The sequence below is a fragment of the Sphingomonas parva (ex Maeng et al. 2020) genome (assembly GCF_004564275.1).
GTDB lineage: Bacteria > Pseudomonadota > Alphaproteobacteria > Sphingomonadales > Sphingomonadaceae > Allosphingosinicella > Allosphingosinicella parva.
In genome coordinates, this window is record NZ_SPDV01000008.1 from 91935 (window position 1) to 104442 (window position 12508).

General features: G+C 70.1%; 14 protein-coding genes, 1 other RNA gene and 1 pseudogene. 6 read left to right on the forward strand and 10 right to left on the reverse strand.

The features are described 5' to 3' along the window. Position 1: 1 nt before the first annotated feature. The 7 genes from E2493_RS05465 to E2493_RS05495 all read right to left on the reverse strand — a co-directional run bounded on the left by E2493_RS05465 (position 2) and on the right by E2493_RS05495 (position 5399). Positions 2-1111 (reverse strand): NAD(P)/FAD-dependent oxidoreductase, encoded by a 1110-nt coding sequence (locus E2493_RS05465; RefSeq protein WP_135084531.1) that lies wholly within the window; start codon positions 1109-1111, stop codon positions 2-4. Between the two features lie 126 nt (positions 1112-1237). Continuing rightward, positions 1238-2128, reverse strand: coding sequence for a DMT family transporter (locus E2493_RS05470; RefSeq protein WP_135084533.1), 891 nt, complete (start codon positions 2126-2128; stop codon positions 1238-1240). Between the two features lie 207 nt (positions 2129-2335). After that, positions 2336-2584 carry a DUF6894 family protein gene (locus tag E2493_RS05475; protein ID WP_135084535.1) on the reverse strand — a complete coding sequence of 83 codons (249 nt, stop codon included), beginning with the start codon at positions 2582-2584 and terminating at the stop codon, positions 2336-2338. Between the two features lie 57 nt (positions 2585-2641). Beyond that, positions 2642-3001 carry a hypothetical protein gene (locus E2493_RS05480; protein ID WP_135084537.1) on the reverse strand — a complete coding sequence of 120 codons (360 nt, stop codon included), beginning with the start codon at positions 2999-3001 and terminating at the stop codon, positions 2642-2644. 68 nt (positions 3002-3069) lie between these two features. Then, a complete protein-coding gene (gene asd, locus E2493_RS05485) occupies positions 3070-3954 on the reverse strand; it encodes an archaetidylserine decarboxylase (protein ID WP_135084539.1) in 885 nt (294 codons plus the stop codon). A gap of 172 nt (positions 3955-4126) precedes the next feature. Then, entirely contained in the window at positions 4127-4426 is a 300-nt protein-coding gene (locus E2493_RS05490) for a UvrB/UvrC motif-containing protein (RefSeq protein WP_135084541.1), read from the reverse strand. Positions 4427-4742: 316 nt separating this feature from the next. After that, positions 4743-5399: an alpha/beta hydrolase gene (locus tag E2493_RS05495; protein WP_135084543.1), complete on the reverse strand. Its 657-nt coding sequence runs from the start codon at positions 5397-5399 to the stop codon at positions 4743-4745. 107 nt (positions 5400-5506) lie between these two features. Between E2493_RS05495 and E2493_RS05500 the strand changes: the two genes are divergently transcribed. From E2493_RS05500 to bla, 4 genes are all read left to right on the forward strand, one after another. Next, complete coding sequence (locus E2493_RS05500) at positions 5507-6424, forward strand: cysteine desulfurase family protein (RefSeq protein ID WP_135084545.1); 918 nt, start codon at positions 5507-5509, stop codon at positions 6422-6424. 80 nt (positions 6425-6504) lie between these two features. Further along, positions 6505-6714: a hypothetical protein gene (locus tag E2493_RS05505; RefSeq protein ID WP_135084547.1), complete on the forward strand. Its 210-nt coding sequence runs from the start codon at positions 6505-6507 to the stop codon at positions 6712-6714. After that, on the forward strand, positions 6711-7046 hold the full coding sequence (locus E2493_RS05510; protein ID WP_135084549.1) for a 2Fe-2S iron-sulfur cluster-binding protein: 336 nt from the start codon (positions 6711-6713) through the stop codon (positions 7044-7046). The genes E2493_RS05505 and E2493_RS05510 overlap by 4 nt, the downstream gene beginning before the upstream one ends. After that, a complete protein-coding gene (gene bla, locus E2493_RS05515; RefSeq protein ID WP_135084551.1) occupies positions 7043-7927 on the forward strand; it encodes a class A beta-lactamase in 885 nt (294 codons plus the stop codon). Before E2493_RS05510 ends, bla begins: the two co-directional genes overlap by 4 nt. Before the next feature lie 36 nt (positions 7928-7963). On the opposite strand, the gene ffs is transcribed toward bla, so the two are convergent. Then, positions 7964-8058: signal recognition particle sRNA small type (gene ffs, locus E2493_RS05520), an RNA gene on the reverse strand. A gap of 106 nt (positions 8059-8164) precedes the next feature. Here ffs and E2493_RS05525 point away from each other — a divergent pair. Both E2493_RS05525 and E2493_RS05530 read left to right on the forward strand, forming a co-directional pair. Further along, positions 8165-9958: a DNA polymerase III subunit gamma/tau gene (locus tag E2493_RS05525; protein WP_135084554.1), complete on the forward strand. Its 1794-nt coding sequence runs from the start codon at positions 8165-8167 to the stop codon at positions 9956-9958. Next, complete coding sequence (locus E2493_RS05530; RefSeq protein ID WP_135084556.1) at positions 9959-10282, forward strand: YbaB/EbfC family nucleoid-associated protein; 324 nt, start codon at positions 9959-9961, stop codon at positions 10280-10282. Positions 10283-10793: 511 nt separating this feature from the next. Here E2493_RS05530 and mtgA read toward each other — a convergent pair. After that, a pseudogene (gene mtgA / locus E2493_RS05535) lies at positions 10794-11525 on the reverse strand (monofunctional biosynthetic peptidoglycan transglycosylase); the annotation flags it as partial. A 55-nt stretch (positions 11526-11580) separates the two neighbouring features. Then, entirely contained in the window at positions 11581-12483 is a 903-nt protein-coding gene (gene rpoH / locus E2493_RS05540; protein ID WP_135084560.1) for an RNA polymerase sigma factor RpoH, read from the reverse strand. Positions 12484-12508 lie beyond the last annotated feature (25 nt).

The window sequence follows — 12508 nt, forward strand, 5'->3', positions numbered from 1 at the left end:
CTCAGCGGCTTGTTCGCGCCAGCCGTTCCACGTCGTTCGCGATCGCCAGCGAGGCGGTGAGCCCGGGCGATTCGATGCCGAACAGGTTGATCACGGCCGGGGTGCCGGTCTCGGTCGGGCCCTGGACGAGGAAGTCCTGGGCCGGGGCGCCCGGCGGAACGATCTTCGGCCTGATGCCGGCATAAGCGGGCTCGAGCACCCCGCTCGGCAGATCCGGCCAGTAGCGCCGGATCGCCGCCTCGAAGGCCGGGCGGCGGCTGTCGTCGGTGCGATAGTCGATCCGGTCCACCCACTCGACGTCCGGGCCGAACCGCGCCTGCCCGGCGATGTCGAGCGTCAGGTGCACGCCGAGGCCGCCCGGCACCGGCACCGGGTAGATCAGCCTCGCGAACGGCACGCGGCCGCTCAGGGTCATGTAATGCCCCTTCGCGTAATAGGCCGTCGGGACGGAGCCGGGCCTCAATCCGTCGATCCGTGCGGCGAGCGCCGGAGCGTGCAGCCCGGCCGCGTTGACGAGCAGGCGTGCGCGGAGCGCCAGCGGCGCGTCGCCGCCGACGCGGATCTCGATTCCCGCGCCGGTCGCACGCGCGCCCTCCACCGGGCTTCTGAGCACAAAGAGCGCGCCGGCATTCTCCGCGTCGCCCTGCAGCGCCAGCATCAGCGCATGGCTGTCGACGATCCCGCTGGAGGGGGAGAGCAGGGCGCCCTCGCAGCGCAGCGCCGGCTCGAGCCGGAGCGTCTCTTCGCGGCTGAGCAGGACGAGGTCGTCGACGCCATTGGCAGCGGCCCGTGATCTGATCGCGTGCAGCGTCGCAAGCTCCGCGTCCTCGGTGGCGACGATCAGCTTGCCGATCCGGCGATGGAGTACCCCGCGGGCGGCGGCATAAGCGTAGAGGGCCTCTCGGCCGGCGACGCAGGTGCGCGCCATCAGGCTTCCCGCGGGATAATAGAGGCCGGCGTGGATCACCTCGCTGTTGCGCGAGGAGGTCTCGCTGCCGATCGCCTCCCCGGCTTCCAGCACGAGCACCTCGCGACCGGCGAGCGCCAGCGCCCGGGCGATCGCGATCCCGATCACGCCGGCCCCGGCCACCACGACGTCGACTGTGTCCACCTTCGTCCTCCGCCCCCGCGCTCGACTAATCGACCGAGACACCCCCGGCAACCGGCGCCCCCGCCATAAATCGGGAACACAATACCAATTAGCGGTGCCGCCGTTCGGGTCCATGCGTGGACCGCGCTAGGTGCCGGCCCTGCGGCTGGCCATGGCGACGCCGGCGGCGGTGAGCAGCATTCCGGCCAGCGCCGCCGCCCCGAGCGTCTCGCCGAAAAGGGGCCAGGCGATCAGCGCGGTGCAGGGCGGGACCAGGAAGAACAGGCTGGCGACCTCGGCCGCGGCGCCGCGGCGGATCAGCAGATAGAGCAGGGTCACCGCGCCGATCGACAGCACCAGCACCAGCCAGAGAAGCGCGAAGACGAATTCGCCGGTCCAGTCCACCGCCCAGCCCTCGCCTAGCAACGCCAGCGGCGCCGTCGCCAGGCCGGCGGCGGCGAACTGGACGACGCCGCCGGTGCGCAGGTCCATGTCGGCGCAGAAGCGCTTCTGGTAGAGGGTCCCCGCCGTGATCCCAAGCAGGGCCGCGACGCAGGCGAGGCTGCCGAGCGCGTCGCCCGGGCCCTGGCCGAGCTTGCCGGCGAGGACCAGCGCCACGCCGGCGAGCCCCAGAGCGAGGCCGAGCCATTGCCGGGCGCTCACCCGCTCGCCGAGCAGCGCCCCGGCGAGCGCCGCGGTGAGCAGCGGCTGCAGCCCGACGATCAGCGCCGAGACGCCGGCCTCGACGCCGAGCGAGATGCCGACGAACACGCCGCCGAGATAGAGGCCGTGGACCAGCAGCCCCGCCACCGCATAATGGCCGATCGCCGCCGGCCGCCGCGGCCATGGCGCCCGCGTCGCCAGCGCGACGAGGGCGAGCAGGACGAGGGCGACGCCGTAGCGCAGCGACAGGAAGGTCAGCGGGCCGGAATGGGGCAGGCCGAGCCGGGCGCCGATGAAGCCGGTGCTCCAAAGCAGCACGAACAGCGCCGGCACGCCCGCCGTTCGAAGCAACGCGGAAGGGGCGGTTCTGCGCATCTCGCTCGCACGATCTCCTCGTCCCGCCGGTGGCATGCGGCGGCCGCGCGGCTATGTCTCAGCGGCGAGGGAACGGCCAGCCGGAAAGCGCCGCCCGCGTCGCAGCAGCACCCGTCCGGCGGCGATCGGACCGGCGGCGCCGGGAAGAGCGGCGGTGCGGCCTGCCTTGATCCCGGCCCGGCGCGAAACCGTGGATGGTCGCACCAGTCATTTGTGTCTTGCGAGCGCCTCCGCGTCGACGCCGGCGATGAGGAGGGTGAACAACACGGTTCCCCAGATGTCCGTCGCCTCGATCCTCAGCTCGGCGCCCTTCCAGACCCGCTCGGGCTCGCTTTTCAACATCTCTCCGGCGAAGCGGACAGCTTCCATGCGCGCGATCTCCGGGTTCGCGTAATCGGCCCCGACCGTATCGATCTTGTGATCATTCTCGACAATGTTGAAGAAGTAGCGCGCCACGGCCGGACCATCCGCGAACCGGCTTCGTTTGACAAGCGTCCGTACCTGCCGCCTCGGTTACTGATAGCGCAGCAGCTTGTCGAACCCGTCGTTCGTCCTGGTCATCCTGGCCAGCTTGCGAAGGTGGCTGCGGACATGCCGTTCGAAACGCGCATCGTCGTGGATACCGGTCACAGCATAATCGTCCTGCCCGGCCAGCTGCTTGATCCTTCCTGCGAATGCGGCCTGCTCGCTCGTCCACGCCGCGTCGTTCAATGCCCGGCAGACCCATTCCTCGGCGGCGGCCTGGTCATAATCGTGGCGCGCCTCATAGCCGCGCCGGTCCGCCGCCGCCTGATCGAGCTTCGCAGCCTCGCACCGGCGCGCCAGCCATGTCCGCACCTGCTCCCCGTTCCACGCTCTTGCCGCATCGCCCATCATCGTCCTCCCACTTGCCGAGCAGGCGCGTCCTTGCCGCAAAAACGGCACGAGCGACAGGCGCTGCGTCAGCCGGCGGGCCGGCCGCCGAGGGCGCGCGGCGAGGCCGGGCGATTGCCCATCGGCTCGCCGAGGCGTACCGGCCGTTCCGGGGCCCAGTCTTCGTTGAAGACGATCCTGTCCTTCGCGAACAGCATCACGATCGTGGAGCCGAGCAGGAAGCGGCCCATTTCCTCGCCCTTGTTCAGCACGATCGACCGGTCGTCGTAGCGCCATTCGGACACCCTGCCGGTTCTCTTCGGATTGACGACGCCGTGCCACACGGTCGCCATGCTGCCGACGATGGTGGCGCCGACCAGCACCATCACGAACGGGCCGTGTTCCGGCGAGTCGAACACGCACACCACGCGCTCGTTGCGCGCGAACAGGTTCGGCACGCCGCGCGCCGTCGTCGGATTCACCGAGAAGAGGGTGCCCGGAACGTAGATCATCTGCGTCAGCCTCCCCTCGCAGGGCATGTGCAGCCGGTGGTAATCGCGGGGCGAGAGATAGAGATTGGCAAAGCTGCCGTGGCGGAACCGGCTCGCCAGCGCGGCGTCGCCGCCGACCAGCTCGGTGGTCGTGAAGGCATGGCCCTTGGCCTGCAGGATGCGATGGTCGTCGATGGCGCCGAACTGGCTGATCGCGCCGTCCACCGGGCAAACGAAGTCGGCCCGTGCGATCGGGCGCGCTCCGTCGCGGAGCGAGCGGGTGAAGAAGTCGTTGAAGCTGGCGTAGCCGGCGATGTCCGGATCGGCGGCCTCGGCCATGTCGACCTTGTACTTGCGGACGAACCAGCGGATCAGCCGGGTCGTCATCCTTCCCCCCTTCGCGCCGGCGACGCGGCCGGCGAGCCTTGTCAGGCCTTGCTTGGGCAGGACGTGCTGAAGCAGAATTTTCAGGCGATCGGACATCGTGAACCTCGGTTAAATCGGGGACACAATACCAATTAGCGGTGCCGCCGCCCGGGTGGACTGCATCCCTGAGCCGGGTAAATCGGGGACACAATACCAATTAGCGGTGCCGCCGCCCGGTTGGAGTGCGCCCCTGACCCGAGACACGGAAATCGGGGAATGCTCGGTTGCATCAAGGCCGTGGGCCGCCGCGCTGCTTGCCGCCGCGGCGCGAGCGGCCGGCGGTGAGCGGGTCGGGTTTGCGCGGCGGCGTCCAGCCGGGCGGCGGGGTGACGCGCTGCTGGCTGGTGCCGAGGCCCATCGCCCCCGGCTGCTGACGCTCGAGGCCGGCGGTGTCGGCGCGTTCGGCCTCCGCGCGGCTCGCGCCGCCGCGCATCAGGTTCAGCATGTCGCGGAGCCGCCGCGCCTCCTCGAAATCGAGAGCCGCCGCCGCTTCGTCCATCCGCCTCTGGATATCGTCCTGCTCGTCCATGCCAGGCTCCCGGTTCGGAGCCGCAAACGAGCGACGCGCGGCGAAGGTTCTGGCGCCACGCGATGGGAACTCACGGCGAGCGGAATGACGGCACCGATCTGATATGAACGCGTCCTCGAGGCCCAGACCGCGGACGCCGCGCAAAGTCAGTGTCGTCGACCCGGATCTCTCCCGCGTTTCGTGGCGGTTACGCGGAGCGCCGGCGGACGACCGCGGAGCCGTCGGTTTGCTGTATTTTTCCTGTTTCAACAGCAGCCGTGCGCGGCGGGCCGGCGGGGCGGCGCTTGGCGCCGCCCGCGCCGCCGCGGCGCCAGGCTCAGCGGATCGGGCAGCTCGGGTCGAGCCGGAAGTCGAGATAATCGTCCACCGACTTCATCAGCTGCGGCATCTCGTTGGCGAAGAAGTGGTTCGCGCCGGGGATGGTGTCGTGGTGGATGGTGATGTGCTTCTGGGTGCGGAGCTTGTCGACCAGCTTCTGCACCGCCGACGGGGTCACCACCTCGTCGCTGTCGCCCTGGATGATGATGCCCGAGGCGGGGCAGGGGGCGAGGAAGGTGAAATCGTACATGTTGGCCGGCGGCGCGATCGAGATGAAGCCGCGCACCTCGGGCCGGCGCATCAGCAATTGCATGCCGATCCAGGCGCCGAAGCTCACGCCGGCGATCCAGGTCGTCTCGGCCTCCGGGTGGACCTGCTGCACCCAGTCGAGCGCCGACGCCGCGTCGGAGAGCTCGCCGATGCCGTTGTCGAAGATGCCCTGGCTCTTGCCGACGCCGCGAAAGTTGAAGCGCAGCGTGGCGAAGCCGCGGCGCACGAAGGTCTTGTAGAGCGCCTGGACCATCGCGTTGTTCATCGTCCCGCCGCCCTGGGGGTGCGGGTGGAGGATAAGCGCGACCGGCGCGCGGGGCCGCGGACCAGGGCTGAAACGACCTTCGAGCCGGCCTTCCGGTCCGGGAAAAATGACTTCGGGCATTGCACCTGCGCTTGGCTTGGCGTGATAAGGATCCGGGGGCTGCCCCCGCTTGCGTGCCCGCTATATAGGGCTCGGACGCTCCCGCGCAATTTGAAAGGGACTTCGCCGTGCCGCGCCGAATCTATCTCGACCACGCCTCGACCACGCCGATCCTGCCGCAGGCGGTCGAGGCGATGCGGGAGGCCTGCGGTCTCTGGGCCAATCCGTCCTCGCCGCACGCCGAGGGGCGGGCGATCCGCGCCAGGCTGGAGGAGGCGCGAGGCCGGCTCGCCAAGGCACTCGACTGGGGCGGCACGATCGTCTTCACCTCGGGCGCGACGGAAGCGATCGCCCTGGTCTTCGAGCGCGGCCAGGCCAAGGACCGGATCGTCTCGGCGGGCGAGCATCCGGCGGTGCTGCGCAGCGCCCCCGATGCGCGCCAGGTCGCGCTCCGCCGCGACGGGACGCTCGATCTCGACGATCTCGACGCTGCGCTGGCGGGGGCCGAGCGGCCTCTGGTCGCCGTCCAGCAGGTCAACAACGAGACCGGGGTGATCAACCCGATCGACACGGTCGCGGCGCGGGTTGCTGCGGCGGGCGGCCTGCTGCTCGTCGATTGCGCGCAGAGCGCCGGCAAGCTGCCGATCCCCGACGTCGATTTCGCCATCGTCGCCGCCCACAAATTCGGTGGACCGCCAGGCATCGGCGCCCTGCTGGTCCGGGACACGTCCGCGCTCGACGCGATCGGCGGGCAGGAGGGCGGCTACCGCCCGGGCACCGTGCCCGTTCCGGCGATCATGGCCTTCGCCGCCGCGGCCGAGGCCGATCACGGTTGGTTCGAGGAGGCGAAAAGGCTGCGGGCGAGGCTCGATGCGGCGATCGTCGACGCGGGCGGCGAGATCGTCGCTGCGGAGGCGCCGCGCATCGCCACCATCTCGGCCTATCGCATGCCTGGCGTACCGGGCGCGTCGCAGATGATGCAGCTCGATCTCGCCGGCATCGCCGTCTCGGCGGGCAGCGCCTGCGCCTCGGGCACTGGCAGCTGAACGGCTCCGCCGAGCAGCGCTACCGCGGCAACCTCAATCTGAGGCGTGACGGCGTCGATGCGGCCCGCCTGCTGTCGGAGGTGCGGGCGGTCGCCTTTTCGGCCGGATCGGCTTGCGCCAGCGGCTCCGGGCGTCCGAGCCACGTCCTCTCCGCGCTGGGTCTCGGCGAGCGCGCGGCGCGGTCGAGCATCCGCCTCGGCTTCGGCCGCTACACGCAGGAGGAGGATCTCCTCCGCGCCTTGTCCCTGATCGACGAGGCCGCCGGCCGCCAGCTGGCGTTCGCGGCATGACCCTGGTCCGCTTCGTCTCGGCCGACGGCCAGCGCGTCCAGGAGATCGAGGCCCCGGCCGGCGAGCGGCTGCTCGACGTCGCCCAGGCCGCCGGCCAGCCGCTCGAGGGCACGTGCGAGGGCCAGATGGCGTGTTCGACCTGTCACGTCATCGTCGCCGACGAGGATTTCGGGAACCTGCCGCGCGCCAGCGAGGAGGAGGAGGACATGCTCGATCTCGCCTCCCACGTCACCCGCACCTCGCGCCTCTCCTGTCAGATCTGGCTCGTCGACACGCTCGAACGCCTCACCGTCCGAATCCCCGGCGGGTCGCACAACATGCAGGGCCGATGATCGACCGCCGCACCTTCTGCGCCGGCGGGGCGCTGCTGCTCGGGGCGTGCGCGGCCTCGCCGGCGTCGCCGCCGCGGGACGAGGATGCGGGGCATGCCGAGGCGGCGCTCGAGGCGATCCGCGCCACCCTCGGCAATGGCGCGCGGCTCGGCGTCGCGGCGATCGATACCGCCACCGGAAGCCGCCTGCTGTTCGATGCCGACAGCCGTTACGCGATGTGCTCGACCTTCAAGGCGCCCCTCGCCGCCGCGATCCTCTCCGCCGCCGAACGGGGCACGCTCTCGCTCGACGAGGAGATCGCCTTCGGTCCCGCCGACCTGCTGGATCATGCGCCGGTGGTGAGAGCAAATCTGGCCAAGCCCCGTTTGCCGGTCCGCACCCTCTGCGCCGCGATCGTCGAGGTCAGCGACAACAGCGCTGCAAATCTCCTGCTGGCGAGGATCGGCGGACCCGCCGGCCTGACCCGCTTCGTCCGCGCGGCTGGCGATTCTGTGACCCGGCTCGACCGGACGGAGCCCGAGCTCAACAGCAACCTGCCCGGCGATCCGCGCGACACGACGAGCCCCGCCGCCTTCGCGGCGTTGATCCAGCGGCTCGTGCTCGGGGACGTGCTGCGGCCGGCGTCGCGCGACCTGCTCGCCGGCTGGCTGCGGAGCGCATCGACCGGCCTCGACCGGCTTCGCGCCGGCCTGCCGCAGGGCTGGACGGCCGGCGACAAAACCGGAACCGGCAACGGCGCCAACAACGACGTTGCGGTCGCCTGGCGGCCCGACGGCAGCGCGCTGGTGATCGCCAGTTTCACCAACGGCGATGCCCCGGCGGGAGTCCGCAACGCCGCCCATGCCGAGGTCGCGCGCCTCGTGGTCCGACAGCTCGGCTGAGCGGCCGCGGCTGCCGTGATCTTGCGCGATGGGGTGAGGTGGGAGCCGGGACGACCCGACACGAAACTCGTTGCGGCTGCTTCCTTCCGGACCTGACCGGGTTGGCGAGAGCATCGTCCGCCCGACTCCCGCTGCGCATATGGCCGCTGATCGGCAGCGATGCAAGGTGGCTGCTCGGCGGGACCCCGTAGTTCATCGGCTTCGACACGCCGGAGCCGTTCGTCTAGTGTTCCGGCGATGACCAGCGAATCCGATTCCCCTGACGATCTCTCCTTCGGCCTCGGCCTCGAAGAGCCGCCGCAGCCCCAGAAAGCCGCCGCCGCGGCTCAGCCTTATCGGGTGCTCGCCCGCAAATACCGGCCGCAGAGCTTCGAGGAGCTGATCGGCCAGGACGCGATGGTCCAGACCCTTGGCAATGCAATCCGGCGTGACCGGCTCGCCCACGCATTTCTGATGACCGGCGTGCGCGGGGTCGGCAAGACGTCGACCGCGCGGCTGATCGCCAAGGCACTCAACTGCATCGGGCCGGACGGGCAGGGCGGTCCGACGATCAGCCCGTGCAACGTCTGCGAGCCGTGCCGCGCGATCGCCGAGGGGCGGCATATCGACGTGGTCGAGATGGACGCCGCCAGCCACACCGGCGTCGACGACGTGCGCGAGATCATCGAGGCGGTGCGTTACGCCGCCGTCTCGGCGCGCTACAAGATCTACATCATCGACGAAGTCCACATGCTGTCGAAGAACGCGTTCAACGCGCTCTTGAAGACGCTCGAGGAGCCGCCGGCGCACGTCAAATTCCTGTTCGCCACCACAGAGGTGAACAAGGTCCCGATTACCGTCCTGTCGCGCTGCCAGCGGTTCGATCTTCGCCGCATTCCGGCGGAGAAGCTCGCCGAGCATTTCGCCGACGTCTCGCGCCAGGAAGGCGTCGAGGTGGAGCCCGAGGCGCTGGCGCTGATCGCCCGCGCCGCCGAGGGCTCGGCCCGCGACGGTCTGTCGATCCTCGACCAGGCGATCGCCCACGGCGCGGGCGGCGTTACCGCCGATCAGGTGCGGACGATGCTCGGCCTCTCCGATCGCGGCGCGATCCGTGGCCTGCTCGGCCTGCTCCTCGCCGGCGACGCCCGCGGCGCGCTCGCGGCGCTGAAGAGTCAGTATGAGCTCGGCGTCGAGCCGTCGGCGGTGCTGCGCGGGCTGCTCGAGAGCGTCCACGGCATCACCCGCGCCAAGGTCGGCGGCAGCGACGATCGCGCCCTCTCCGCCGAGGAGCGGGACGCCTATGCGACCTGGTCGGGTGGCCTTTCCTACGCCGCCATCCACCGGCTCTGGCAATTGCTGCTCAAGGGGCTCAGCGAGGTCAACAGCGCGCCGATGCCGCTCGAGGCGGCCGAGATGGCGCTGCTGCGCGTCATCCACGCCGCCGAGATGCCGGATCCGGGCGCCCTGCTCGAGCGACTCGCCAATGGCGAGGCGGTGAGCCTGCAGGGCCGCGCCGCCGCGGCCGCACCGCCGGCGCCGCCGGAGGCGCAGGGCGCCGCGTCCGAAGCATCGGCCGAGCTCGCGCGGTCGCCGCAGGCGGCGAGCGAGCCGCCGCCCTGGGAAGAAGCGCCCGCGCCGGCCACAGCTGCCGCCGCCGCCGAGCCGGCCGGGCCGCCCAGGGCGCCGGCGAGCTACAAGGATCTGGTCGAGGCGCTCGCCTTGAACGGCAAGCCGCACCTTGCCCAGCAGCTCCACGATTTCTGCGGCGTGATCCGCTACGCTCCGCCCGAGATCGCCATCCGGCCGGTGAAGCCGATGTCGGGCGATCTGATCCGCGAGCTCGGCGCCGCGCTTCACAAGCTCACCGGCGAGACCTGGCAGGTCTCGGCGGAGGACGGCCCAGCCGAGCCGACCCTGCTCGAGCAGGAAAAGATGGCCGCCGAGCAGGAGCGGCAGGACGTGCTCGATTCCCCCTTGATCAAGGCGGCGTTCGAGGCTTTTCCGGGCGCCGAGCTCACGGGCTACACCCTCGACGAACAACGGAGCGCGTAAATGCCGAACCTCGATGATCTGATGAAGATGGCCCAGGAGGCCCAGGCGAAGCTGATGCAGGCCAACGAAGGCCTCGACAAGGTCGAGGTCACCGGCGCCTCGGGTGGCGGACTGGTCAAGGTCCGGGCGACCGCCAAGGGTCGCATCCTCGGCGTCGAGATCGACGAGAGCCTGCTCCAGCCGAACGAGAAGCAGATGGTCGAGGATCTGGTCGCCGCCGCAATCAACGACGCCCGCGCCAAGGCCGACGAAGCCGCCCAGGGCGCGATGTCCGACGTCACCGGCGGCCTCCAGCTTCCTCCCGGCTTCAAGATGCCGTTCTGAGCCTCACAAGGGGAGGCTCACCCCGGCGAAGGCCGGGGTCCCAGGTCGCCAAGGGCGCAGCGCCTCTTCAGCGCTGAGACCCCGGCTTTCGCCGGGGTGACGGATGTGGGGGAGGTTCGACGCGGCCCTCCAGATCCCCGCGGAACGGGGAGGGGGACCGCGCCGCGGAGCGGCGGGGTGGTGGGGGGCCTCCACCCGCGGGGGCGCTTGTCATGAGATTGCACAGCGGCGTTCAACGGACCCCCTCCACCACCGCCTGCCGGCGGCGGTCCCTCTCTCGGTGCCGGGAGAGGAGCTAAAGGACGTTGCCTTCGACAGGCTCGGCAGGGGTCTCGCGCGGCGCTTGCACCGGAGACTCGACCTTCGGCTCGGGCAGCTCGATCGCCTGCGGCCGCTCATATTCCTCGCCGGGGAGCGCGGCCGGAGCAGGGGCGGCCTTCCTGGGCGCCGCTTTCTTCTTCGCCGGGGCGGGCGCTTCCTTCGGATCGCGCGCCGCGGCCGCGTTCTGGTAGACGCAGGCGTCCAGCCCGTCCCGCGCCACCACGCCGATCCTCGCGGCGATCGAATTGCCGTAGCGGCGGGTGAAGCCCTTCGGCGCCACCGCGCCCCGCTGCTTGGGGAGCGGCAAAACGGCGGCGATCCGCGCCGCCTCGACGCGGCTCAGGGTCGAGGCGTCATGGTCGAAGTAGCGCTGCGCGCCGGCGTTGACGCCATAGGTGCCGATGCCGGTCTCAGCGACGTTGAGATAGACCTCCATGATCCGGCGCTTGCCCCAGAGGTTCTCGATCAGCAGGGTGAACCAGGCTTCCAGGCCTTTGCGAAAATAGCCGCCGCCCTGCCAGAGGAAGGCGTTCTTCGCGGTCTGCTGACTGATCGTCGAGCCGCCGCGGATCACCGATCCGCCATTGGCGTTGCGTCGCATCGCCTCGGCGATCGCGTCCTGATCGAAGCCGGAATGGCTGCAGAACTTGCTGTCCTCGGCCGAAACCACGGCGCGAACCATGTCGCGGTCGATCTCCTCGATCGCCATCCAGTCCCGCTCGGCCGAGCGGCCCGAGACCATGTCCCCGATCATCGTGAAGGTGATCGGCGGATTGACGAAGCGATAGACGAACACCCAGAGGACGCTGAGCAGCACGAACAGGAACACGCCCTTCACCGCCCAGCCGAGGATGCGGCCGGGCCAGCCGCGGCGCGTGGCGCGGCGGCGGGCGGGAGCAGGGCGGGAGGCGGCGCGGGCCATCAGAAAGGAAAAGCCCCTCCGCCGCGGGGGAGGAGGGGCTCGTTCGCGTCCAGGATCAGCCCGCGGGCAGCAGCCGGCGCTCGCCGGCCAGATTCATCAGCGCCTTCTGGAGCTTCTCGAACGCCCGGACCTCGATCTGCCGGATGCGCTCGCGGCTGACGTCATAGACCTGGCTCAGCTCCTCGAGCGTCTTCGGCTCGTCGGTCAGGCGCCGCTCGGTGAGGATGTGCTTCTCGCGCTCGTTGAGGGCCTGCATCGCCTCGAGCAGAAGCTCGTGACGCACCTTCGACTCCTGCGCCTCCGCGACGCGCTCGTCCTGCAAGGGATCGGTGTCGACCAGCCAATCCTGCCACTGGCCTTCGCCTTCCTCGCGCAGCGAGACGTTGAGCGAGGTGTCGCCGCCCATCGCCATGCGGCGGTTCATCGAAACCACGTCCTCTTCGGACACGCCGAGGTCGGTGGCGATCTTGGTGACGTCCTCGGGGCGCAGATCGCCGTCCTCGAACGCCTCGATCTGGTTCTTCATCCGCCGCAGGTTGAAGAAGAGCTTCTTCTGCGCGGCGGTGGTGCCCATCTTCACCAGGCTCCACGAGCGGAGGATATATTCCTGGATCGAGGCGCGGATCCACCACATCGCGTAGGTCGCAAGGCGGAAGCCCCTCTCGGGCTCGAACTTCTTGACGCCCTGCATCAGGCCGATGTTGCCCTCCGAGATCAGCTCCGAGGTCGGCAGGCCGTAGCCGCGATAGCCCATCGCGATCTTGGCGACGAGGCGGAGGTGCGAGTTGACCAGCTTGGCGGCAGCCTCAGTGTCCTGATGCTCCGTCCACCGCTTGGCCAGCATATATTCCTCCTCGGGGGCGAGGATCGGAAATTTCTTGATCTCGGCGAGGTAGCGGTTGAGGCCCGCTTCGCCGCCCATGGCGGGGATCGTCGCCACGTTTCTTCCGCTAGCCATACTTAAACTCCCTGGATTCCAGCTC